General features: G+C 60.7%; 17 protein-coding genes. 13 read left to right on the top strand and 4 right to left on the bottom strand.

Annotated features, from left to right (window positions below):
- Positions 1-10: 10 nt before the first annotated feature.
- On the bottom strand, positions 11-502 hold the full coding sequence (purE, locus tag M9827_RS12095; RefSeq protein WP_007954291.1) for a 5-(carboxyamino)imidazole ribonucleotide mutase: 492 nt from the start codon (positions 500-502) through the stop codon (positions 11-13).
- 290 nt (positions 503-792) lie between these two features.
- Complete coding sequence (locus M9827_RS12090) at positions 793-1,701, bottom strand: LysR substrate-binding domain-containing protein (protein ID WP_095113189.1); 909 nt, start codon at positions 1,699-1,701, stop codon at positions 793-795.
- A 180-nt stretch (positions 1,702-1,881) separates the two neighbouring features.
- On the opposite strand from M9827_RS12090, the gene aspA reads away from it, so the two are divergent.
- The 6 genes from aspA to M9827_RS12060 all read left to right on the top strand — a co-directional run bounded on the left by aspA (position 1,882) and on the right by M9827_RS12060 (position 13,536).
- Positions 1,882-3,306 carry an aspartate ammonia-lyase gene (gene aspA / locus M9827_RS12085; protein WP_123454738.1) on the top strand — a complete coding sequence of 475 codons (1,425 nt, stop codon included), beginning with the start codon at positions 1,882-1,884 and terminating at the stop codon, positions 3,304-3,306.
- Between the two features lie 463 nt (positions 3,307-3,769).
- Positions 3,770-5,215, top strand: coding sequence for an alanine/glycine:cation symporter family protein (locus tag M9827_RS12080; RefSeq protein ID WP_250605629.1), 1,446 nt, complete (start codon positions 3,770-3,772; stop codon positions 5,213-5,215).
- A gap of 171 nt (positions 5,216-5,386) precedes the next feature.
- On the top strand, positions 5,387-6,391 hold the full coding sequence (locus tag M9827_RS12075; protein ID WP_250605628.1) for an asparaginase: 1,005 nt from the start codon (positions 5,387-5,389) through the stop codon (positions 6,389-6,391).
- 248 nt (positions 6,392-6,639) lie between these two features.
- Positions 6,640-7,632 (top strand): AraC family transcriptional regulator, encoded by a 993-nt coding sequence (locus tag M9827_RS12070; RefSeq protein ID WP_250605627.1) that lies wholly within the window; start codon positions 6,640-6,642, stop codon positions 7,630-7,632.
- 123 nt (positions 7,633-7,755) lie between these two features.
- Positions 7,756-8,781 carry a histone deacetylase family protein gene (locus M9827_RS12065; protein ID WP_250605626.1) on the top strand — a complete coding sequence of 342 codons (1,026 nt, stop codon included), beginning with the start codon at positions 7,756-7,758 and terminating at the stop codon, positions 8,779-8,781.
- A 150-nt stretch (positions 8,782-8,931) separates the two neighbouring features.
- Positions 8,932-13,536, top strand: coding sequence for a dermonecrotic toxin domain-containing protein (locus M9827_RS12060; RefSeq protein ID WP_250605625.1), 4,605 nt, complete (start codon positions 8,932-8,934; stop codon positions 13,534-13,536).
- On the opposite strand, the gene pdxR is transcribed toward M9827_RS12060, so the two are convergent.
- A complete protein-coding gene (gene pdxR / locus M9827_RS12055; protein WP_250605624.1) occupies positions 13,493-15,046 on the bottom strand; it encodes a MocR-like pyridoxine biosynthesis transcription factor PdxR in 1,554 nt (517 codons plus the stop codon). The two genes, M9827_RS12060 and pdxR, sit on opposite strands and share 44 nt — an antisense overlap.
- A gap of 92 nt (positions 15,047-15,138) precedes the next feature.
- Here pdxR and M9827_RS12050 point away from each other — a divergent pair, with 92 nt between their 5' ends.
- From M9827_RS12050 to M9827_RS12040, 3 genes are read left to right on the top strand one after another with little or no spacing between them, the layout of a single operon-like run.
- On the top strand, positions 15,139-15,762 hold the full coding sequence (locus tag M9827_RS12050) for an FMN-binding negative transcriptional regulator (protein WP_250605623.1): 624 nt from the start codon (positions 15,139-15,141) through the stop codon (positions 15,760-15,762).
- Between the two features lie 10 nt (positions 15,763-15,772).
- Positions 15,773-16,219 carry a GNAT family N-acetyltransferase gene (locus tag M9827_RS12045; RefSeq protein WP_250605622.1) on the top strand — a complete coding sequence of 149 codons (447 nt, stop codon included), beginning with the start codon at positions 15,773-15,775 and terminating at the stop codon, positions 16,217-16,219.
- A gap of 12 nt (positions 16,220-16,231) precedes the next feature.
- Positions 16,232-16,903 carry a GNAT family N-acetyltransferase gene (locus M9827_RS12040; RefSeq protein WP_250605621.1) on the top strand — a complete coding sequence of 224 codons (672 nt, stop codon included), beginning with the start codon at positions 16,232-16,234 and terminating at the stop codon, positions 16,901-16,903.
- 97 nt (positions 16,904-17,000) lie between these two features.
- Here M9827_RS12040 and M9827_RS12035 read toward each other — a convergent pair whose 3' ends face one another.
- Positions 17,001-17,900 carry a homocysteine S-methyltransferase family protein gene (locus M9827_RS12035; protein WP_250605620.1) on the bottom strand — a complete coding sequence of 300 codons (900 nt, stop codon included), beginning with the start codon at positions 17,898-17,900 and terminating at the stop codon, positions 17,001-17,003.
- A 113-nt stretch (positions 17,901-18,013) separates the two neighbouring features.
- Between M9827_RS12035 and M9827_RS12030 the strand changes: the two genes are divergently transcribed.
- The 4 genes from M9827_RS12030 (at position 18,014) to M9827_RS12015 (ending at position 25,188) form a co-directional block, all read left to right on the top strand.
- A complete protein-coding gene (locus M9827_RS12030; RefSeq protein WP_064389623.1) occupies positions 18,014-18,835 on the top strand; it encodes an ABC transporter substrate-binding protein in 822 nt (273 codons plus the stop codon).
- Positions 18,832-19,671 carry an amino acid ABC transporter permease gene (locus M9827_RS12025; protein WP_250605619.1) on the top strand — a complete coding sequence of 280 codons (840 nt, stop codon included), beginning with the start codon at positions 18,832-18,834 and terminating at the stop codon, positions 19,669-19,671. Before M9827_RS12030 ends, M9827_RS12025 begins: the two co-directional genes overlap by 4 nt.
- An 81-nt stretch (positions 19,672-19,752) precedes the next feature.
- The gene (locus M9827_RS12020) at positions 19,753-22,710 is read left to right on the top strand and encodes an autotransporter outer membrane beta-barrel domain-containing protein (protein ID WP_250605618.1); all 2,958 of its coding nucleotides are present in this window, start codon (positions 19,753-19,755) and stop codon (positions 22,708-22,710) included.
- A gap of 198 nt (positions 22,711-22,908) precedes the next feature.
- Complete coding sequence (locus M9827_RS12015; RefSeq protein ID WP_502943447.1) at positions 22,909-25,188, top strand: autotransporter outer membrane beta-barrel domain-containing protein; 2,280 nt, start codon at positions 22,909-22,911, stop codon at positions 25,186-25,188.
- The last annotated feature ends 32 nt before the right edge of the window (positions 25,189-25,220 follow it).

The raw sequence follows: 25,220 nt of genomic DNA, 5'->3' as shown, positions 1-25,220 counted from the left end.
CTCAACAACCTCAGGCAATACGTGGGTCTGGATTGTCCAGGACGCTGTCTGTCTGCTCGGCACGGAAGGTTTTCAGTACCGCGTGGAACTGTGGATGCTTGGCGCCGAGGATGCTTGCCGAGAGCAGGGCGGCGTTGATCGCGCCAGCCTTGCCGATGGCCAGGGTGGCGACCGGAATGCCCGCTGGCATCTGCACGATCGACAGCAGCGAGTCGACACCCGAGAGCATGGCCGACTGCACCGGCACGCCCAGCACCGGCAGATGGGTCTTGGCCGCACACATGCCTGGCAGGTGGGCTGCGCCACCGGCACCGGCGATGATCACCTCGATGCCGCGGCCTTCAGCCTCTTCGGCGTACTGGAACAGCAGATCCGGGGTGCGGTGGGCAGAGACCACTTTGACCTCGTACGGGATGCCGAGCTTTTCCAGCATATCGGCGGTGTGGCTAAGGGTGGACCAATCGGACTTGGAGCCCATGATCACGCCAACCAGTGCACTCATCGTCGCGCCTCTTCTCTCTGGAGCGCCCGCAGGCGCGTCATAAAACAACAAGCCACGCAGGTTGCGTGGCTTGATTGTACGAAAAATGGCCGGACGTACCGGCCGAAGGCCGCGCAGTATACCGCAAAGAAAGCAATAAACAGCCCCCTGCGCGACCATCTGTCATCTGCCGCAAAAGCCCGGTTTTATTGACCTGAAGGTCAGCCAGAAAGATCAAAAGATCGCAGCCTTCGGCAGCTCCTACAGGGATATGCATTCCAATGTAGGAGCTGCCGAAGGCTGCGATCTTTTCAGGAGGCTTGCGCAGCGCCGCCTTCGAGCTTGCGCCACAACAGGCGCACGTTGGCCTTGCGCACCAGTGCGCAGCGATACAGGCGGATCTCCAGCGGCACATGCCATTGCGGGCCACCGCAGACCACCAGCTCGCCGCGAGCCAGTTCCGCGCGAACGCTCAACTGCGGCACCCACGCAATGCCGAGCCCTTCCAGCGCCATGCTCTTCAGACTGTCCGCCATCGCGGTTTCGTAGATGGTGGTGAAGCGCAACTGACGCTGACGCAGCAAGCCATTCACCGAACGCCCGAGAAACGCCCCGGCGCTGTACGCCAGCAACGGCACGCTCGCATCACCTTCCAGATCGAACAACGGCTTGCCCTCGGCGTCCGCCGCGCACACCGGCAACATCTCGGTCTGGCCCAAATGCAGTGAAGGGAAAATCTCTGGATCCATCTGCATCGCCGCATCCGGGTCATAGAACGCCAGCATCAGATCGCAGCCACCTTCACGCAACGCATGCACCGCGTCACCGACGTTGGTCGCGACCAAGCGCGTGGCGATGTTCAAGCCTTCATTACGCAGCTGCGCGATCCAGCGCGGGAAAAAACCCAGCGCCAGCGAGTGAGCGGCCGCGACTTGCATCACTTCGCCCTGCCCGCCTTCCAGATGATGCAGGTGGCGCAGCACTTCCCCGAGCTGTTCGACCACGGTGCGCGCGGTCACCAGAAACAACTGCCCCGCCGCTGTCAGTTCAACCGGCGTACGCGAGCGATTGACCAGGGTCAGCCCCAACGCAGCCTCCAGGCTGCGGATCCGCCGGCTGAATGCCGGCTGGGTCACGAAGCGCCGTTCAGCCGCCTGCGAGAAGCTGCGGGTGGCGGCCAGAGCACTGAAGTCCTCAAGCCATTTGCTTTCCAGATTCATCACGTCCTCCCGGACACGCACCAAAACAGGTCACACGTCTGCCGCGTGGGCGGCGTCACACGGGCATTATGCCGAATGTGCATAGGGCAGTGCTGAACAGCATTGGCCCAAAAATTCCCACAAGCCTAGCATTCGCAGCGTTCCGGCACAGACCGGGTCCATATCGAGATGATTTCTATCATGTCCTCCGCTGCATCTTTCCGCACAGAAAACGACCTGCTTGGCGCCCTCGAAGTACCGGCTCAAGCGTATTACGGCATCCAGACCCTGCGAGCGGTGAACAACTTCCGTCTCTCGGGCGTTCCGATTTCGCACTACCCGAAACTGGTTGTCGGCCTGGCAATGGTCAAACAGGCCGCTGCTGACGCCAACCGCGAGTTGGGTCACCTGAGCGAAGCCAAGCACGCTGCCATCAGCGAAGCCTGTGCCCGATTGATCCGCGGTGATTTCCACGAAGAGTTCGTGGTCGACATGATCCAAGGTGGCGCCGGTACTTCCACCAACATGAACGCCAACGAAGTGATCGCCAACATTGCTCTGGAAGCAATGGGTCACCAGAAAGGCGAGTACCAGTACCTGCACCCGAACGATGACGTCAACATGGCACAGTCGACCAACGACGCCTACCCGACCGCTATCCGTCTGGGCCTGTTGCTCGGTCACGACACCCTGCTGGCCAGCCTCGACAGCCTGATTCAGGCGTTCGCGGCCAAGGGCAAAGAGTTCGATCACGTCCTGAAAATGGGCCGTACCCAACTGCAAGACGCCGTGCCGATGACCCTCGGCCAGGAATTCCGTGCCTTCGCCACCACCATGGGCGAAGACCTGGCCCGTCTGAAGACGCTGGCCCCGGAACTGCTGACCGAAGTGAACCTGGGCGGCACCGCGATCGGTACCGGCATCAACGCTGACCCGCGCTACCAAGCGCTGGCGGTACAGCGTCTGGCCCTGATCAGCGGTCAACCGGTAGTGCCGGCGGCCGACCTGATCGAAGCGACTTCCGACATGGGCGCTTTCGTACTGTTCTCCGGCATGCTCAAGCGCACCGCGGTAAAGCTGTCGAAGATCTGTAACGACCTGCGCCTGCTGTCCAGCGGCCCACGCACCGGCATCAACGAAATCAACCTGCCGGCGCGTCAGCCAGGCAGCTCGATCATGCCCGGCAAGGTCAACCCGGTCATCCCGGAAGCTGTTAACCAGGTGGCCTTCCAGGTCATCGGTAACGACCTGGCGCTGACCATGGCAGCCGAAGGCGGCCAATTGCAGCTGAACGTGATGGAGCCTTTGATCGCCTTCAAGATCTTCGACTCGATCCGCCTGCTGCAACGCGCCATGGACATGCTGCGCGAGCACTGCATCGTCGGCATCACTGCCAACGAAGCCCGCTGCCGCGAACTGGTCGAGCACTCGATCGGTCTGGTCACCGCGCTGAACCCGTACATCGGCTACAAAAACGCCACCCGCATCGCCCGTATCGCCCTTGAAAGCGGCCGCGGCGTGCTGGAACTGGTGCGCGAAGAAGGTCTGCTCGACGAAGCCAGTCTCGCTGACATCCTGCGCCCGGAAAACATGATTGCTCCGCGTCTGGTTCCGCTCAAAGCCTGAGCCGACGCGTTACGTGTAGCACCGCTCACCAGGTCGAGGGACTAGACACCTCTCACCTTTTGAGGGCTTGGGGATATGTCCCCAAGCCCTTTTTTTTAACTTTCTGACCCTGAGACCCGTATGTCCGGGGACTGAACAATGGGGGAGTCAGCTCCCACAGAAGAGCAGTTCCCGCACAAGCCCGGCGCCGGTAACGCCGGGTGTTTCAAAGCCTCGTTTCGTCGCTTGCACCACGACTGTGCAGACGGGCGCGCCACTGATCGGTATAGTGCCGCCCCTCTTCGCATGAGCGGTCGTCGGTAACGAGGCCATAACCCATGTGAAACCCGAACTAATAACAAACCCGCGATATGGAACCGGGACGAAATCTTCGCCTCACCCGTCGTGCCGCGCGCACACCGGTGTAACACGATGTTTCTTCCATCCAGCATTTGCTCACACAAAAAACAGCGAGGAAAAATCCATGCTCGAAGTCATTAACGACTTCCTCTCAGGGAAAGTACTGATCGTGCTCATTGTCGGGCTCGGTAGCTACTTCACGATTCGCTCGCGTTTCGTTCAATTGCGCCACTTCTTCCACATGTTCGCGGTGTTCCGCGACAGCCTGAAAAGCAGCGGCGGGCAACTCAGCTCGTTTCAGGCCCTGATGCTCAGCCTCGCCGGCCGTGTCGGTGCCGGCAACATCGCCGGTGTCGGCATCGCCGTGACCCTCGGTGGTCCGGGTGCGGTGTTCTGGATGTGGGTAACCGCACTGGTCGGCATGTCCAGCAGCTTCTTCGAATGCACCCTGGCTCAGGTCTACAAACGCGCCGATGGCGACGGTTTGTACCGTGGCGGCCCGGCCTACTACATCCAGCACGGCCTGAAACTCAAAGGCATGGCGGTGGTGTTCTCGATCCTGCTGCTGGTCACCTACGGCTTTGCCTTCATTGGCCTGCAGTCCTACACCGTGACCCACTCGCTGCAGAACGCCTTTGACTTCGATCCGCGCCACACCGGTATCGTCCTGGCGGTGCTGCTGGCCATCACCTTCATCGGCGGCATCAAGCGCATCGCCGCAGTGTCTGACTTGCTGGTACCGGTCAAGACCCTGGCCTATATCGGCGTGACCCTGTACGTGATCGGCACCCAGATCGAACACGTGCCAGCCATGCTGGAAACCATCTTCAAGAGCGCCTTCGGCCTTGACCCGGCCTTCGGCGGCCTGCTCGGCAGCGCCATCGTCATGGGCGTGAAGCGTGGCGTGTTCGCCAACGAAGCGGGCCTGGGCAGTGCGCCGAACGTCGCCGCCGTGGCCTCAGTGAAACACCCGGGCGCCCAGGGCGTGGTCCAGGCTTTCAGCGTGTTCCTCGACACCTTCGTGATCTGCACCTGCACCGCGCTGCTGATCCTGTTGTCGGGCTTCTACACCCCGGGCTTCGAAGGTGACGGCATCGTCCTGACCCAGAACTCGCTGGCCGCCGTGGTCGGTGACTGGGGCCGCATCTTCGTCAGCGTCGCGCTGTCGCTGTTCGTCTTCACCTGCATCCTCTACAACTACTATCTGGGCGAGAACAGCCTGCAGTTCCTCAGCCGCAACCGCGCCCTGCTGATGGTCTTCCGCGGCCTGGTGCTGGCGCTGGTGGTATGGGGTTCGATGCAAGACCTGTCGACCGTGTTCGCCTTCGCCGACATCACCATGACCTGCCTGGCCTTCGTCAACCTGATGGCCCTGGCCATGCTGTTCAAGGTCGGCATGCGTGTAATGCGCGACTACGACGAGCAGCGCCGCGCCGGCGTCAAGCAGCCAGTGTTCGACTCCAGCAAATTTTCCGATCTGGACCTCGACCTGAAAGCCTGGCCGGCCGACGCGCCAGCCACCGGCAAGACCGAAGCCGAGCCGCAAGGCGTGCCTGCAGCGCAACGCTGACAGGTGAATGACGGGCGCATCCTCTGCGCCCGTCAGTTATTGTGATGCAATACCTGTAGGTGCAAGCCTGCTCGCGATAGCGGTTGAACAGTCGACATTAATGTTGAATGGCATGCCCCCTTCGCGAGCAGGTTCGCTCCCACAAGGACCTCATCCTTTCGGAGAATCCCCATGAATTCGTCGACCTACCCCGCCGCCCAACACGTCATGGTGCTCTACACCGGTGGCACCATCGGCATGCAGGCCAGCGCCAACGGTCTGGCCCCGGCCTCCGGTTTCGAAGCGCGGATGCGCGACTACCTGCACAGCCAGCCTGATCTCGTTGTGCCGCAGTGGCGCTTCCGTGAAATGTCGCCGCTGATCGACAGCGCCAACATGACCCCGGCCTATTGGCAGCAACTGCGTGAAGCAGTAGTCGATGCCGTGGATGTGCAAGGCTGCGACAGCGTGCTGATCCTGCACGGCACCGACACCCTGGCTTACAGTGCGGCGGCGATGAGCTTCCAGTTACTGGGGCTGAATGCTCGCGTGTGTTTCACCGGTTCCATGCTGCCGGCGGGCGTGACCGACAGCGATGCCTGGGAAAACCTCGGCGGTGCGCTGGTTGCCCTCGGCCAAGGCCTGGCGCCGGGCGTGCACCTGTACTTCCACGGCGAACTGCTGGACCCGACCCGCTGCGCGAAAGTGCGCAGTTCTGGCCGTCATCCGTTCAAACGACTGGAGCGTCAGGGCGGCGGCGTGAAAGCGCCTTCGATTCCAGCGCCGTTGAACTACAACCGGCCGAAACAACTGGCCAAGGTCGCCGTGCTGCCGTTGTTCCCGGGTATCAGTGCCGAAGTGCTCGACGGCCTTCTCGACAGCGGCATCCAGGGTCTGGTGCTGGAGTGCTACGGCAGCGGCACCGGGCCGAGCGACAACCCGCAATTCCTGGCCAGCCTCGGCCGCGCGCGGGATAACGGCGTGGTGGTGGTAGCGGTCACGCAGTGCCATGAAGGTGGCGTCGAGCTGGATGTGTACGAGGCGGGCAGCCGCTTGCGCGGTGTGGGCGTGTTGTCCGGTGGTGGCATGACTCGTGAAGCGGCGTTCGGCAAGTTGCATGGGGTGCTCGGTGCGGGGCTTGAAACTCAAGAAGTGCGTCGCCTGATCGAACTGGATCTGTGTGGTGAGCTGCTCTGAGCATGACTCTGGATCGGCCCTCACCCTAACCCTCTCCCAGAGGGAGAGGGGACTGACCTTAGTGTCTTGCGCTATGCGACGACCTGAAAAAAGTTGTCGATTATGGATTCGGCAGAGCTTTTTCAGGTCGGCGTATCTGGCCAATATCCCCCAATCGGCCCCCTCTCCCTTTGGGAGAGGGCTGGGGTGAGGGGCTACTGCGGCATGCAACTTGCTGCGTTCCTGCCATCTACAGGCTGGAAGATCTTATGCTCCACTCCCACCTCACCACCCTCAACGCCGTTTCGCTGGTGCTCAACACCTTCAAGGCCGAAGGCTTGTCGAGCGAGGCGTTGCTGGCCGGCAGCGGCATCAGTGCGGCGGACCTCAGCCGTGCCGACACCCGGATCACCACCAATCAGGAGATGCAGGTCTGCGCCAACGCGGTCGCGCTCAAGCATGACATCGGCCTGGAACTGGGCCGGCGCATGCATGTTTCCTGCTACGGCATCCTCGGTTACGCCCTGCTGACCTGTGCCACCTTCGGTGACGCTCTGCGTCTGGCAATCCGTTATCCGGCGCTGTTGGGAACACTTTTCGAACTGAGTCTGGAAGACGACGGCGAGCGCGTCTGGTTCGTCGCCGCCGATTATCGCGAGAGCCCGGCGATGGCGGTGTTCAATGCCGAGTTCTGCCTGGTGTCGCTGAAAGTCATTTGCGATGACCTGCTCGGGCATCCGCTGCCCTTGCTCGCCACGCGCTTCGAACACGCCGCACCGGTTTATCGTGACAGTTATGCCGAGCATTTCGACAGCCCGCTGCATTTCGGCGCCAAGGACAACGCCTTCGCCTTCGACCGCCAGTGGCTCGATCAACCGCTGCCGCTGGCCGATGCCATCACCCATCAAGCCATGGCCGAACGCTGCCGCAAGCAGAACCTTGAGTTCACCGGGCGTCAGGCGTGGCTGGGGCGCATCCGCCAGTTGCTCAGCGCTCAACTGAACGCGGCACCGGGGCTGGAAGGTCTGGCGCAACAGATGAAGTGTTCACCACGCACCTTGCGCCGGCACCTCAAGGACATGGGCAGCAGCTATCAGGAGCTGCTCGATGAATTACGCTTCGAGCGCGCCAAGCAGATGTTGTGCGAGGATCAGTTGCCGATCTATCGCATCGCCGAAACCCTCGGCTTCAGTGAGACCGCAAGCTTTCGCCATGCCTTCGTGCGCTGGAGCGGCGTGGCGCCCAGCCAGTTCAGGGCCTGAGGGGCGAATTGCGGTCAGTGTTTTTGGCCATATCCATCCCCTTTTGGCCTTTCCTGCCGTTCTCCGATTCGCCGCGCGCCGCAACACTGGAGGCAACCGAATCAGCCCTGCGGAGAACAACAAATGCTGACGATCTACTCGGACGATCACCACCTGCACCATGGCCGCTGCGAGCTTATCGATGGCCAGCTCAAGCCGTGTTTCGAGATGCCGTCGCGCGCCGACCACGTGCTGCAACGCGTTAAAAAACAGAGCCTGGGCCCGGTCGAGGCGCCGAAGGATTTTGGTCTGGAGCCGATCGCCCGCATCCACAGCCGCGACTATCTCGATTTTTTCCAAGGCGCGTGGGCGCGCTGGACTGAATTCAACACCGACGGTGATCTGCTGCCCTACACCTGGCCGGCACGCACCCTGCGTGCAATCAAACCGACCAGCCTGCATGGCCAGCTCGGCTATTACAGTTTCGATGGTGGCGCACCGATCACCGCCGGCACCTGGCAAGCGGCGTACAGCGCAGCGCAAGTCGCGCTGACCGCACAAGCAGAGATCCAGCGCGGTGCGCGCAGTGCCTTCGCGTTGTGCCGACCACCGGGACACCACGCTGCGAGCGACTTGATGGGGGGTTATTGCTACCTCAATAACGCTGCGATCGCCGCGCAGGCGTTTCTCGACCAAGGCCACAAAAAAGTCGCGATCCTCGACGTCGACTATCACCACGGCAACGGCACGCAATCGATTTTCTACGAGCGCAGCGACGTGCTGTTCACCTCGATCCACGGCCACCCGGAAGCAGAATTTCCGTTTTTCCTCGGCTACGACGATGAGCGTGGCGAAGGTGCCGGTGAAGGTTTCAACTTCAACTACCCGCTGCCCGCCGGCTCCGGCTGGGAGGTGTGGAGTGCGGCGCTGGATCAGGCCTGCGACGAGATCGATCGCTACGGCGCCGACGTCATCGTTGTGTCGCTGGGCGTCGACACCTTCAAGGATGACCCGATCTCGCAGTTCAAACTCGACAGCCCCGATTACCTGGCGATGGGCAAGCGCATTGCCGCACTCGGCAAACCGACGCTGTTCGTCATGGAGGGGGGTTACGCCGTGGAAGAAATCGGCATCAACGCGGTGAACGTGCTGGAAGGCTTCGAACAATAACCAGGCACAAGCCACACGCATAAAACCAGACCCGCCCGTGCGGGTCTTTTTTTGCCCGCAAGACCTATGTACCGCACGCCTCCCGCTGGCCGCCGCTACCGTGCTCGAAACCGTCGCCCTCGGGCGCGCCCATCAGAGCAGGAGTTGCCCATGCCCGAAATCCCCTCGCCCAGTGCCATCGATGTCGTGACCCAACTGGTGACCGGCCCTTCGCTGCGCGAAGTCGCCTCGAAAACGCTGCGCCCGGCGCTCAGGAAGTTGTACCCCGACCTCGATCTCGACCCGCTATTGGCCATGGTCGTGAGACCGACCTGGGTCATTGAGGATGATCAGGTCGTCCCCGGCCGCCACCTCATCGAATCGCTGACCGACACACTGGTACGTCTGGGTCTTTCCGGCACCACCGTGGCGTATCTCGACGGTGAGCATTATCTGACCCTGCAGCCCGACCTGCCGTCAGCCATCCAGTTACCGGTGAAAATCAGCGCGATCGGCAAACTGCTCAATGAGCTGGCGCCGTTGCTGTTCACTGCCTTCAAGGAACATCAGGTCCATTACTGGGACGAATTCACCTACCCGGGTCAACCGCGCTGGCAGCAGTTGTCACAGGCCTTGCACAACTTGTGGAAGGTCGATGCGAGTCATGGCTGGGATGCCGACCAGCGCGCCATGGTCGAAGCGGTGTACAAGCATCCCGAGAAACATCAGCGACTGCCCACCGACAAATACAAGACACGTACCTGCCTGATTGATCTTGATCGCGGCGAGGGCGATCAACAAAGCCACGTGACCCTGCTCGATACCGCCGTGCTGATCGGCACCAGCGGCAAGCGCACGCTGGTCATGACCCATTCGGTGATCCACGGATTCGAGAGCTTTGAATCACTGGAAAAACTCGGAGAAGCCCTGCCGCGTCGTTACTGGAAAGGCGCCTCCGGGGCCGGTTTGCAATGGCGACTGGTGGAACCGCAGGGCCATTTCTTCGACTACCAGGCCTGCACGCTGATCGCACTGGAAGCCGAAGCGCTGGGGGCCATCAATTTCTTTCAGGGCTCGAACGCCACCGAGCTGTACCCGCACACCGGAACCGGCGGCGATCCGCGCACACCGACACCGCGCCTCAAACCTCATTTCGAGGGCCTGCGGCAGATGCTGCCGGCCTGGCTCGATAACGCCTCCCCCGCAGACCAGACCCGTTACAGCCGGCATTTGCTGGACCTGACCACGGTGCAGCATGAGAACAAGGGAAAATCATTCCAGAACGAAGTCATCAGTCTGCAAGCGTTTGCCCGCGATGCATTGCAACGACAGATCGCCAAGGATCATCCACAGGCCGGCGAGGTAAGGATCGATGACATCGAAATCAGCATCACCAGCCTGGTGGTCTGGGGCACATTCGTCTTGCCGGGCAATACCCAGACCCAGACGCTGTCACTCATTGAACTGGCATTGCAGAACCTCGCGGGACAACCGGCAGGCAACAAAATCGTACGTTACAAGAATGGCGGTGTGTTGCCTGAGTGGATGACCGCCAGCTATCTGGAACAACTGGTGACCCGCGTCGATATCGGCAAGACCTACCCGGCGCACTTGCAAAACCTGCTGATCGACGACAGCGAACAGGCCTCGACGCTACAGGGGCTTTACACCAGCCAGTTGCCCATCGAACTGCCGCTGCTGGCGTTGCAGCACAAAATACAGGGCAAGGCCGGCATCACCGACCAAGGTTACCGCTATGTCGTTGCGGCACTGGCCAGCACTGACGATGAGCGTCATGTCGATCGCAACGAAATCGTTATTCGCCCGCTGGCGTTCCTCGCCCATCGCAGCGGTTCACGGGCGGACACCGTCATGAACATGTTCGTCATTGGTCCGCGCGAAGTCGATAAAGGACCGTGCGTGCTCTATCGACCGCTGTTCGAAACGCCGTTGATGCAATTCCCCTCGCACGCCAACTTGCTGTACGAGATCCAGCATTCACGCGATCTGCGCGAATCGGTCCTGGCCTGGTTGCCGGACGATGTGCGCTTCAACTACAGCCAGTTCGTCTTCACCGCCCGACTGCCTTCGGTCTGGACGATCCCGCAATTGCTGGTGAATCCGTTCACCGCCCTCGACATGTCCGGCCCTGTCGCACTGGCAACTGCTGCGATTGGTTACGATGTACTGGCGACTCTGCATAACAGCAATGTGCAAGCGGTCATTACCCAGGCTGACCGCCAATCGGTCTCTGATGCAGAAGCACGCTGGGCCACCCTTAAACACGGCGGCTGGCTGATGTTCAACGCGGCTTTACCGTTCCTGGGGCGCAGCGTCGGCACGGCGGCGTGGATCTGGCAGATGATGGACGACCTGCAGGAAATCAGCGACGTCGCTAATGAGCAACCGGGCAAGATGGCCTGGACAGCCCTCGCTGACATGCTGCTGGCGTTGGGCATGGTGCTCGCTCATCGCGCAGCGGTGGGCGACAAGCCACGCAGCGAGCCGATCCCTGTGGAAGAACCGACACCCACCGTCACAACCGACCTCGTTGTCAGCAAACCGCTGCAATTGCCGGACATTTCCAGCACCGCGCTGCCCATCGCGCATGAGATGGTGGTCAACCCTTTTACCGCACTGAAACGATCTCCGGTCGCGCTGGCAGCGCTGCTCGACGGTTTGCAGATCGCCAAACCCAAAGACATCGGCGACGCCGCCAGAGAGGGCACGCACCAGCACCTCTACGCTCATCAGAACAAATGGTACGCCCCCGTGGGCACGCGCTGGTTTGAGGTGGTGATCAATGAACACGACCAAGTGCAAATCATCGACTCGCGCCAGCAACCGCCGCGTAACGGCCCGCCACTGGCGCGCACTGCCAATGGCCAATGGGTGGTCGACCTTCGATTGCGCTTGCGCGGTGGCGGACTCGACAGCGCTCTCGAGAACGCTCAAAGCGCCAACAAACCTCATGCCAGGCAACTGACCGCCGAAATCAGTGCGTTCGACGCAACGATGGAAGCCAAGAGCATTCAACGTGACGCCGACCACGACAACTTCAACGCAGCGCTCGCGCCAGCACGCGCACAGGCGCGCGAGCAATACCTGGCGACGCTCGATTCACAGCACAAGGCGTACGGTGCGAACATTGAGCAGATCAAGGAGTTGAACCAAATGGAGCCCATTCCCAACTACCGCACCGTCATGATTCAACGGCTGCAGATGCAGCTGTTTCTTGGGCAGGAATGGCTCGACCTGCATGCCACGGAGTTCGACGCCAACCTGAGCATAATGAAGGTAATGCTTGCCAATGAAGCCGGCTTCGCACCACAGGCGTTTGTGCGGATCTTCGAAGAAATGACCGAACAGACCCAAGCCATCATTGAAAAAACGGAGTTGGCGCAGAGCCGTTTTGACGAACTGAAGTTGTTGGGGAAAAAAGCTGTCGAGGTCGTGCACACCTATCGCAACTCGTTGCCTGAATATGATCTGAACGACCTCAAACTCTTGCAGATCAGTCTCGGCCAGGAGATCTGCATCAAGGCCGGTGCAACAGCGAACACCGCCAATGCCTATCGGACACTGGCCAATCTCATCGAAGACGCTGCGCTGAGCATCCAGAGCACGCTGAATCTGACCGCGGATGAAAGCCTCGACAACCTGCGCGAACGCACGGCTGTCCTGAGCAACGTGGCCGAACGATTTTCCGCCATCGATCAACGCTTTGGCGATCTGCTCATCGATTATCCCGAGCAGATCAATACCGCACGACTTGAGCATGTGCGCAACCGGGTGATCGCGTTCAAGGTCCGCACAGATGAAAAATTGGTCGAGCTGCTGCGCTACAAGCACTTGCTGGAGCAAGAGCCCGGGACTTCCAGATCCCGACCTGCATCATCTTCGACGCGGCGGATCATCAAAACCAAGTCCAGAGGCACGGTGGTCGGCGAACGGAAACAGCGCATCAAAGGTCAGGACGCCGACCAGGTAGAGGTGCGAACCACCCTGACCGGGGTCATCGCCACATTCCAGGAAGAGTCACCCGGTGTTTGGGTGGAGCAGCGCAAGACCCAACCCAAACCGGCCAAGGCCAGCCCCACGCTCAATACCAGCATTCGTGAAGGCCAGGCCCTGATCGATGGCTTGGAGGCGTTCCATCGACGGATCGAGGCTCAGCTCAAACGAGGGCGGCGGATACCGGTCGAAGTCGAGGAGGAATACCACAGACATGCCGCTGCCTTGCGCGAAGCCAATGCGGCTCTCGATGAAGCCCTGACCGCGAGCAATCTGACCGCGGACCTCAAAAAACCCACCGAAGAACTCGGGCACAAGCTTGATCAGGCCGCTAACGCCCTCGACGAAAAAGGTACCAGCACCCGCATCAGACTGATCAAGCAACAGCCGCCGAGTGCGGCGGGGGTCCAATGGCTCAAAGACAAAGGTGAAGTGAAGATCACTCAAACCATCACCCGTCGCCGGCTCAAAGGTCGTACAAAAGATTTTCTAGACGAGTACGAAGTACGCGATACCCACGCCGGCAAGGTGCTGTGTTACGCCCATTTCCACTACAACAGTGCCGACGCTTCCGCCGCTTCGTTCACCGCCGGGCATATGAAAACAGTTGCGCAACGACACTTGGGCGGCTCCTACGAACCGAGCAATCTCAGCAGTACGCAGCTCATCGAAATCCATCGCAGCGAGGTTTCCCGGCAATCAGCCGAGCGTCTGTTCTTCACGCCTGCCAAACCTGCCGCAAGCGCTTCAGCGCCGCTGTAATGTCAGGTTCAGGGACGGCCGCAAAGCCCAGGACCAGCCCGGCGCGCTGGTCCGACGCTGTCGTGGAGTCCGGCAGCCAGTAACGGCTCAAGCCGTTGATCTCGACGTCGACGCCAGCCGCTTGCGCAATCAATTGCTGCTCACGCTCGATGCTGTCCACGGCAACGGTCAGGTGCAGCCCCGCCGAGACAGCGGGCAAATCGCCCACCCCGTCGATGACGGTCGGCCAACCCTCGAGCAGGGTATTGCGGCGGCTCAAGGCGGCGCGGCGCATGCGCCGGATATGCCGCTGGAAATGCCCGGCTGCCATGAACTCGGCCATCACCGCTTGGGTACTCACCTCGGAATGGCGGACATCCACTGCCCGGCGTTGCGAGAAGGCATCCACCAGCGCCGGGGGCAGCACCAGATAACCGAGGCGCAATGCCGGAAAGGCAACCTTGCCGAAGGTGCCGACATACAGCACTCGCCCCTGTCGATCGAGTGCCGCCAACGGCGCCAGCGGTGCACCGGTGTAGCGGTATTCGCCATCGTAGTCATCCTCGACAATCCAGCCTTGGTTGCGCTCGGCCCAGGCAAGCAACTCAAGGCGCCGGGCAAGGCTCATCACTACGCCGGTCGGGTACTGATGAGAGGGCGTCACATAGACCACTCGACAATCGTGGGTGGCCGACAGCGCCGAGCAATCCATGCCCTCTTCGTCCACCGCAATACCATGCAAACGACCTCCCGCCACCGCGAACGCATGACCGGCCGCGCGGTAGCCCGGATTCTCGATTGCCACGCCATCGCCGGGCTCCACCAGCAACTGTGCACAAAGGCTGATGCCTTGTTGGGCGCCGCTGGTGATCACAATTTGTTCAGCCGAACACTGCATGCCACGCGAACTGCGCAAGTAGGCGGCGATCATCGCGCGCAAACGCGCATCGCCGGACGGATCGCCATAGCACAATTGCTCCAGATCCGGTTTGCGCCAGAAAGCCGCATTCAGCTTGGCCCACACCTCAAACGGGAACAGATCAAACGCTGGAACCCCGACCCGAAAAGCGCGCGGTGGACCACTCGGCGGTCTGGGTAAATGGTTGTTTTCGATGCGGGAAAAACCACCACTGTGGATAACTTTACTGGATGGAATCACAGGTAAATCCAGCCAATTTGTGGATAAGTCTGTGGGTAAGCCTGTTGAAAACCCTGTGGATACTTTTGTGGATAGTTTTTCTGACGAGGTCCCTGCCGGCATCAACTGTGCGACGTAGGTCCCGTCCCCTACTCGCCCTTCGATAAAGCCTTCGGCATACAGTTGATCGTAGGCGCGCACGACGCTGTTGCGCGAAATCCCCAACGCCGCCGCCAGATCGCGACTGGCCGGCAACCGTGTGCCACTTGCCAGCCGTCCATCCAGTACGCGCAGGCGCAAAGCCTGATACAGCTGACGGCTCAAACCCTGGCGTCGATCAAGCTCGATTCCGGCAGGGTTGAAGGGCATGGATAACGGCAGCGACTCGGGCATGACAATGGACCTATGAAATTGGTCATCAATGGCTCTTACAACAGACCAATAGCCTGCCTACGATGCTGGCATTCGCCAAGGAAATTCTGTCCATGTACACGCCACGCGCCTTTGCCATCGAAGACCTGTCCCAACTGCACGAACTGATCCTCGCTACTCGTCTCGCCATTCTGGTGACCCATGGCGAAAGCGGCCTGCAGGCCAGTCATGTACCGGTGCTGCTGCATTGCGAACAAGGCGAGTACGGCACGCTGTACGGGCACCTGGCCCGCGCCAACCCACAGTGGAAAGACCTGCGCGACGGCGCCGAAGCGATGCTGATCTTTGCCGGCGCCGATGCCTATGTCAGCCCGGGCTTTTACCCGAGCAAAGCCGAACACGGCAAAGTCGTGCCGACCTGGAACTACATCGCCGTGCATGCCTATGGCCACGCCGAAACCTTCAGCGATGGCGGGCGCCTGCTCGACATCGTCAGCACCCTCACCGACCGCCATGAAGCCGGCCGCGCACAGCCGTGGGCAGTCGCCGATGCGCCCGCCGACTACATCGACGGCATGCTCAAAGCGATCGTCGGATTTGCCATTCCCATCGACCGTCTCGAAGGCAAGCGCAAGCTCAGCCAGAACCGCAGCGCCGAAGACATTGCCGGCGTGCGCGAAGGCCTGGCCGCCAGCCCGGAAATCAATGATCAAACCCTCGCCCGACTGATGCGCTAAGGAAATCACCATGAGTCAGATCGATATTCGCCCGGTCAGCGTCGACGACCACGCCGCGTGGTTGCCGCTGTGGCAGGCCTATCTGCGTTTCTACAACACCGAGCTGCCAGAAGCGGTGACGGAAAGCACCTGGCAGCGCTTTCTCGACCCGAACGAACCAACGCACGCCGCCCTCGCCTGGTCCGATGGCAAAGCGGTGGGCATGGTGCATTACATCTACCATCGCTCGAACTGGAGTATTGAAAACTCCTGCTACCTGCAAGACTTGCTGGTTGCGCCAGAAACTCGCGGCACTGGCGTCGGCCGTCTGCTGATCGAACACGTTTACGCCACGGCCAAGGCTGACGGCTGCTGCAAAGTGCACTGGCTGACCCACGAAACCAACGCCACCGCGATCCAGCTCTATGAGCGCATCGCCGAACGCCCGGGCTTCATCCAGTTTCGCAAAGCCCTTTAAGGAGACGCACGCATGACCGCATCGCTCGCAGACTGGAAAGGCGTCCCCGCCCCCACTGCCACATTGCTTGAAGGGCGTTTCATTCGCCTGGAAAGACTCGACCCGGCGCGCCACGGTGACCAGCTGTTCGCCGCCCTCGAAGGCCCCGGTGCCGACCCGAAACTCTGGGATTATCTGCCCTACGGCCCATTCCCGGAGCGCACAGCGTTCGACGCATGGCTGAACAACCACGCGGCGGCCAGCGACCCGTATTTCTTCAGCGTCGTCGATCGCGCCAGCGGTCAGGTACAAGGCATCCTCAGCCTGATGTCGATTGTCCCGGCCCAGGGCCGTATCGAAATCGGCCACGTCACCTTCGGCGCGCCGATGCAGCGCTCGCCGAGAAGCACCGAAGCGGTGTACCTGTTGGCCAGATATTCCTTCGACCTCGGCTACCGTCGCCTCGAATGGAAATGCAACAACGGCAACGCCCGCTCCAAGTACGCCGCCGAGCGTTTGGGTTTCAGCTTTGAGGGTGTGTTTCGCCAGCATATGGTGGTCAAAGGGCAGAACCGCGACACCGCGTGGTACTCGATTCTGGATGGCGAGTGGCCGGCAATTGCGGCAGGTTTCGAGCGGTGGCTGTCGGATGAAAATCAGACGCCCGACGGGCAGGTGAAAGGTTTGGTCGAGTGCCGTTCCTGATTATCTGAAAAGCAAAAGATCGCAGCCTGCGGCAGCTCCTACACGGGATTGACGTTGACCCTAGAGCTGCCAAAGGCTGCGATCTTTTGATCTATTTTCAGCCCAGCTTTTGCGCCAGCACCGCAATGTGCTCCGGCCCGATCCCGCAGCAACCGCCCAAATGGCTGGCACCGCGCTGCTGCCAGTCAATCGCCCAGTGCAAGTAACCCGGCGGATCCAGGTCATCGCGCAACGGATCGAGTCCGTCATTGGCGGTTGCCTCTTTTGGCTGCGGCGGAAACGCATTGGCATAGGCGCCAAGGTGAATGTTCACCCCCAGACGCTCGAAGGTGTCACGCGCGGCATCAATCGCGGCACCGATCACTTCCGGCTGACTGCAATTGAACAACAATGTCTCGACGCCCAACTCGGCCGCCACTGCAGCGGCTTCGGCGACGGGCTCACCAGAGCGCAGGCGCGGCACTTCATCAGTGTCCTCGTCCTTCAAGGTGAACGACAACCAGAACGGTTTGCCATCCTTCGGCAACCCGGCGCGAATGGCGCGCGCCTCGACGATCGAACTCTGGGTTTCCGCCAGCCACAGATCAACGTGCGGTGCCAGGCCATCGACCAAGGGCGCCAGCAACTCGGTCACTCGCTCGGCGTTGAACAGATCCGGACGATAGGAGCCAAACAGCGGCGGCAATGAGCCGGCCACTCGCACGGATTTCCCCGAGGCCTGCACCGCACGCCGCGCCAGCTCACCGGCCAATGCTGCCAGCGCCTGCCCTTCAGCGGCGAAACGCTCTTCGCCAATATGGAACGGCACCACGGCGTAACTGTTGGTGGTAATCACGTTGGCACCACTGGCGATATAAGCGGCATGTACCGCCTCAACTGCTTGCGGCGCCTCGCTCAACGCCAGCGCCGACCACTCCGGCTGACGAAATGGCGCACCGGCGCGCTGCAATTCACGGCCCATGCCGCCATCGAGAATAATCGTGCTTCCTGCGGCCATATGCTTTTCACTCATATGCTTATGAAAATAACTCACTATCAGAGTCGTTCTTATAACTATTTAATACGCACCATCCGGTTAATAACAACCTCTTTTTTGCTCAGGGATCGACTGTGAAATTTCAACCGCTACTGGCCTTGGGCCTGACCATTCTGGCCGCCTCCACGCAAGCCTTTGGTGGCACTACGCTGGACCGTATCGAGCAAAAGAAAGAACTGGTTGGCGTACTGATGGAAAGCTATCCGCCGTTCTCGTTTCTCAATGACCAGAACCAGCTCGATGGCTTCGACGTGGATGTCGCCAAAGCCGTGGCTGACAAGTTAGGCGTCAAGTTGCGACTCGAAACGCCGTCGTGGGACGTCATTGCCGCCGGCCGCTGGAGCGGGCGCTACGACATCTGCATCTGCTCGATGACACCGAGCAAGGCCCGCGCCGAAGTGTTCGATTTCCCGGTCGAGTACTACGCCTCGCCGGCAGTGATTGTGGTCAACGCCAAGGATGAGCGGATCCACGCTGCCAAAGATCTGAGCGGCAAAAAAGTCGGCCTCACCAGCGCGTCCAGTTACGAAAGCTATCTGAACAAGAACCTGGTCATCGAAGGCGCCGAAGACACGCAGTTGCAGTATCCGTTCGACGATGTGCAGATCGCGCCGTACGACACCGACAACGTCGCCTTCCAGGATTTGGGTCTGGGCGCCGGCGTGCGCCTGGATGCCATCCTCACCAACCTCGTCACCGCGCAACCACGCCTTAACGAGGACAAACGCTTCAAACTGGCGGGGGCGCCGTTGTATTCGGAACCGAATTCGGTGGCCATCGAAAAGGGTGACGCGCAATGGGATGCCAAAGTTCGCGAGGTGTTCGCGCAACTGAAACAGGACGGCACCCTGAGCAAGCTGTCGCAAAAATGGATCGGTGCTGATATCAGCCAATGACTTCTTTCCCGACACCTCCACAGCCACCGCAAGCGGTGGCTGAATCACGCCTGCAACGCTTGTTCGGTTTTCGTACGCGGCTGTACCTGACGTGGGCAGCGCTGTTCTGTCTGTTCGCCGGGTTCTTCCTGAGCTTCGACCTGAAGTTCTCGATCATCCTCGACAAACTGCCGAATCTGGTCGGCCTGCACCTCGCGCCCAACGGCTTTTTGCAGGGTGCGGCGCTGACGCTTTTCCTGTGTATGTGCTCGATTGTTGCCTCGTCCCTGCTGGGCTTCGTCACGGCATTGGCGCGGCTGTCGAAAAGCGCCGTGGCGTTCGGCATCGCCAGTTTTTACACCTCGTTCTTTCGCGGCACGCCACTGCTCATCCAGATCCTGCTGATCTACCTGGGCTTGCCGCAACTGGGCATCGTGCCTGGCGCCATCGTCGCGGGCATCATTGCCCTGTCGTTGAACTACGGCGCCTATCTCAGCGAAATCTTCCGCGCCGGCATCCTCGGTGTCGACCACGGCCAGCGCGAAGCTTCACTGGCCTTGGGAATGCGCGAGACGGTGATTTTCTGGCGCATCACCCTGCCGCAAGCCATGCGCACGATCATCCCGCCCACGACCAACCAGTTCATCTCGATGCTCAAGGACTCGTCACTGATTTCGGTGATGGGGGTCTGGGAAGTGATGTTTCTCGCCCAGTCCTACGGACGCTCAAGCTACCGCTACATCGAAATGCTGACGACGGCGGCGATCATTTACTGGCTGATGTCGATTGGCCTGGAGTTGATTCAAGCGCGCATGGAGCGGCATTACGGTAAGGCTTACGTGCGTCGTGATCAGTGACTCATCACCTCAAAGACATCATTCTGTAAAAACCCTTCGCTATACAGGACGGCCCGCTTATAACAAAAAGGCCGTCCACCCATGCCGTTCCCGCCTCAGCGTCTGTCTCTCGCCATTGCCCTATTGATCACCGCTACGTCGGCAAACGCTAAAACCGTGCAGATCGACACCGCCACCACTGCAGCGCAAACCCTGGGTGGCAGCGACACGTTGACGATTTCCGCGCCGGGCAGCATCACCAACAGCGGCAAGGCCGTGAGCCTGAAAGACAAGACCAGCGGTGCCGGTGTGGTGATCGACAACGCCGGCAAAATCGTTTCCAGCGGTGGCCGGGCCATCGACAGCAGTGGCGACCTGACCCAGGCGCGCAACTACACGATTTACAACCGCAGCGGCGGGCAGATTCTCGGTGCCAACGACGCGCTGCGTATCGACAGCAACTTTGTCAGCGGCAGCCTGTTGATCGACAACAGCGGCGTGATTCGCTCCACCACCGGCCAGGGACTGGATCTCGATGCGCTGCGCAGTGACGGCGTGAAGACCACCATTATCAACCGCGTCGGCGGGCTGATTCGCGGCGACGCCAGCGACGGCATGAAGACCGGCGCGAATGCGACGATCAGCAACTATGGCGAGATTTCGTCCGGCGATTCGCACAATACCGACGAGAAGTTCGACGGCATCGATATCGATTCTGCAAGCGGTGTCAGCGTGACCAACTACGGGGTGATTTCCGGCGGCCGGCATGGCATCACCACCGATCTTGGCGCGACGCTGATCAACTACGGGCAGATTACTGGCCGCAACGGTTCCGGCTTCGGTTCCGACGGCGATGGCACGGTGATCAACCACGGCACCATCACCGGGGCCTACTCAGGCTTGCAAGCGAACGGTGACGGCGACGGTGTCGACATCGACAAGATTGCCCATATCGAAAACTACGGGACCATTCAGGGCGTCGGTGCGGGCGGTGTGGACAAGGGCGGTTTCGCCAACGGAAGCGAAGGTATCGCGCTGGGTGGCGGCTACATTCTCAACGCCAGCGGCGCGCTGATCAGCGGGGCTGACAGCGCCATTCTGGTCGACGATGGCAGTGGCGGTTCGGGGCTGGCGGCGACCACCCTGGAAAACTTCGGCACCATTCAAGGCCTCAACGGTTTCGGCGTGAAGTTCGTCGGTGATTTCGCCGACAACGTCATCAACGGCGGCACGATCAGCGGCAGCAATGGCCTGGCGCTGGATCTGGGCGGTGGTAACGACAGCCTGACCTTGCGCAACGGCAGTCGCTTTGTCGGCGTGGTGGATGGCGGCAGCGGTTACGACCGGGTGGTGATGGATGACGCGGCCGGTGGCAGCTTCGGCGCCAGTCGCAATTTCGAATGGCTGGAGGTCAAGCAAGGCGCGTGGACGCTGACCGGACATGATGATTTCAGCGACGGCGGCGCGGTGCGCAACGGCGCCACCCTGATCAACCAAGGCAGCATCGCTGGCAACCTGAGCGTGGATGCCGGCGGTGTGTATGCCGGTGGCGGTTCGGTGGGCAATCTGAACGTCAACGGCACGTTGCGCACCGACACCAGCCTCGGCCGCGCCACGATCGTTCGTGATTTGAACATGGGCAGCGCAGCCACCCTCGCCTATGGCGTCAACGCCGACGGCAGCAGCGCGCCGGTACAGGTCGGCGGCATCGCCAACCTCAACGGCGCAACGCTCGCCGTCAATCCCGGCATTGGCACCTATCCCTGGCAGAGCCACTACACGGTGCTGCAAGCGGCGCAGGTCAACGACACCTTCGGCAAGGTCAGCAGCGACTATGCGTTCCTGACGCCGACCCTCGCCTACACGCCGACGCAGGTCGATCTGACCTACACCCGCAATGACGTAGCGTTCAATGCGTTCGCCACGTCCGGCAACGGCAGCAACGCCGCCAACAGCCTCGCCTCGATCGGCAAAGACAACGCCTTGTACAACGCCTTGCTCAATACCAGCCAAAGCAGTGCGGGTGCGGCGATCGAACAACTGGCCGGCACCAGCAACGCCAACCTGACCAGCGCCACCCTCGGCGCCAGCAGTCAGGTCGGCAGCAGCATGCTCTCGGCAATGCAGCAAATGGGCGGCAGCCCGGGACTGCTGGTCGGCCTTGATCAGCGCGACACACCCGTACTGGCAGCCAATGGCGTGCCGTCCGAGGCGCGCAATCTGAATGATCCGAATGCTCGCGGGCGCCTCTGGCTGCAAGGCATCGGCGGCTACGGCAAGCTCGATGGCGAACACGGCAGCAGTGGTCTCGAACAACGCACCAAGGGCAGCGTGCTGGGCGCCGACTGGTCACTGAACCCGGCATGGCGCCTGGGCGTACTGGGCGGCTATTCGAAAACCGATCTGGACGCGACCGGCGTCGACGGCAACGTCGAGAGCTGGCACGCCGGTGTCTATGCATTGCATCAGAACGGCCCGATGTCGCTGCGTCTGGGCGCGGCGTACAGCGGCCATCAGGGTGAAAGCAAACGCACCATCGCCTTCAATGGTTTCAGCGACCGCCCCAAAGGCGATTACGACGCCGACAGTCAGCAAGCCTTCGCCGAACTCGGCTACGCCATGGGCAGCGGCCGCCTAAGCGCCGAGCCGTTCGCCAGCCTCGGCTATCAGCGCTACCACCGCGACCGCTACCAGGAAAAGGGTGGCGCCGCCGCGCTGCAAGTCGACAGCCAGACCCAGGACAACTTCAGCAGCACCTTCGGCCTGCGCCTGGCGCACCTGAACAGCCTGGACAACGGCATGAGCGTGACCCCGCGCATGGCTGCTGGCTGGAAACACACCTATGGCGATGTCAGCAGCTCCACGCGCCAGGCGTTCGTGACCGGCGGCACAGCGTTCAGTGTCGATGGCAGCTCGCTGGATCGCGACAGCCTGGTGCTGGAGGCCGGGCTGGATGTGGGAATCTCGGCGCGGCATACCTTGGGTGTGGGATACAGCGGTGAGATCGGCAGTAATAGCCGCAATCACGGTCTGATCGGGCAGTGGCAGATGAGTTTTTGAGGTTGAACAGTCGGCGGGGTCTTGATTGAGTGTAGGAAACGGCACCGCTGAAGCCGAGTAAAACTTCGGGTTCAAGATCACACGGTCATTTTCTACAAAACGATGCGATGTCGCCTGCAAGCCTGCGGGAAGCAGCCGACATCGGATTTTTCGGTGCATCAATAGAGTTGGGTCTCCTGCTAACAGAGGCTCGATTCAATGCCCGCTCAACACATCTGCAAACCGAAACATCTGGCTTTGGCGATTGCACTGGCAATCGGCTGTGTAGAAACCTCGATAGCGCAACAACCCGAATCACCCGTCGCTGCAGAAACAGAAGACAGCAAGCCGCGAAAAAAAACCCGCGTCCCCAAAACAGTGGCTCCGGCTATTCCAGATAACGTGATGGAACCGATCGAAGACCTCTTTGCGGTGGAGGAATTTATCGGACCGCTCGAACACTCTGCACCGTTCCTCAGGAGTCTTGGAAAGCCCGCCGTCGCAACGGTGAATTTTGACGATGCTTTCTACGCGGATCTGAAATTTCCCGAGATCGTCATGGAAGAACACGATGACCAGGAGTTTGACCTCGTCGATCCCTTTGATCGGGACATGCATGCCTACACAACGGCAATTTCGTTTCTTTCCAGTCCGGTTGAGAGCGTCGGTGGTGTGTCCCTGCAACTGGGCGAAGGAGACGATTTACTGGTGATCAACAACGGCGCCCGCTGGAGTGGACGCCTGGACGGCGGCGCTGGCATCAACGGCCTGCAACTGAACGGAACCGAGGGCGGTGAAATTGGTGAGACGCGCAATTTTTCAAGTCTGCGTGTCGCCCGTGGCCTATGGACGCTCAGCCATGAATTTGCTGGTGACGCAGACGTCAAGTCGGGGGCGGCACTGGTCAACTATGGCTCGATTGGAGGGGTAACCGTAGACAAGGGGGCGGTATTCGGTGGTTCCGGCCACGTTGCCAACTTATACGTCGGCGGATCATTGGTGGCGTCCCGGGCGCATGGAGCGCCGAGAATCCAGGGTGATCTGGAGTTCGCTAAGGACGCAGTATTTTCCTATGGCGTCTCTACTGATGGTGGGTCAGACCCCGTAATGGTCGAAGGCACCGCAACCTTGGGAGGCGCTCAGGTTCAGGTTCACGGGATGCCCGGAAATTACGCGGACAACACGGAGCACTTGATTCTGACCGCCGACATGATTGAAGGAGAATTCGGCGAGGTCACCACCAACCTCGCCTACATGATTCCGACGCTGTCCTATGAAGAACAAAGGGTGAACCTCAATTACACCCGCAGTGATGTAGCGCTCGCAGTACTTGCCAAGACCCGCAATGGACGTTCAGTCGCCAGTAGTATTGTCGAACCGACGGCGCGCGCAGCAACAGTACCTGCACGCACTGACGCTGCCGAAAAACCGGCAACATCTCAAACAACAAAGCCTTCAAACACCGCCGTCGCGGCATTGCTGACCAGCGACAAAACCTCCGCACCGGTCGCCCTCGAACAACTCGCCGCCGGCAGCAATGCCAATCTCGCCAAAGCCACCCTGAGCAGCATCACTCCGGTGAGCGCGAGCATGCTTTCGGCCATGCAGCAGCTGAATAGCCGTTACGGCTCGGCTTACAGTTCCGGCACCTCGCCGCGTCAGGCTGCCGGCGCTGCCGACTCCGGGCGAGTGTGGATTCAGGCGCTCGGTCATGGCGGCAAGGTCGACCGCGACTTCGACAGTACCCTCAAACACGCCACCCAAGGTCTGGTCATGGGCGCGGACTGGCGGCTCAACGAGCAATGGCATGTCGGCCTGATCGGCGGTAAATCGCAGACCCGACTCGACGCCCGCCAATATGAGGGTGATCTCGACAGCTGGCATCTTGGCGCCTATGCCGTGCGCCAGGACGGACCGATCTCACTGCGTCTCGGGGCGACCTACGCCAGCCATGACGGCGACAGCAAACGTCGCGTGGCCTTCAACGGTTTCAGTGATCGCCTCAAGGGCAATTACGACGCCAACACCCAACAGGCCTTTGCCGAACTGGCGGTCAATATTGGCCGACACAACGCGACGCTCGAGCCGTTTGCCAGTGTTGGCTATCAGCGCTATCAGCGCGACAGCTACAGTGAAAAAGGTGGGGATGCGGCGCTGAACGTCTTCGGACAAACCCGCGACAACCTCAGCAGCACCTTTGGCCTGCGTACGGCAAAAATCAGTCGGCTGGATAACGGCATGACGCTGACACCGCGATTCAGTGCCGGCTGGAAACACACCTTTGGCGAGATCGAAAGCGACACCCGCCAGCAACTGGTCAAGGGCGGAAAACGCTTTGAAATTGCCGGTGCGGCGCTGGATCGAAACAGCCTGTCCGTGGACGCCGGCCTCGACCTAGGGCTGTCAGCCAATCACACGATCGGTGTTGGTCTCACCGGTGAAATGGCCACTGACAGCCGCACTCACGGCGTGATGGGCCAATGGCGCATGGAGTTTTAACTGACACAACATTTTCTGTAGGAGCTGCCGAA

Origin of the sequence: Pseudomonas sp. AKS31 (genome assembly GCF_023634765.1) — a bacterium.
Classification (GTDB): Bacteria; Pseudomonadota; Gammaproteobacteria; order Pseudomonadales; family Pseudomonadaceae; genus Aquipseudomonas.
Note: the sequence above shows the minus strand (reverse complement) of the source record. Positions and strands in the feature narration are given on the sequence as shown.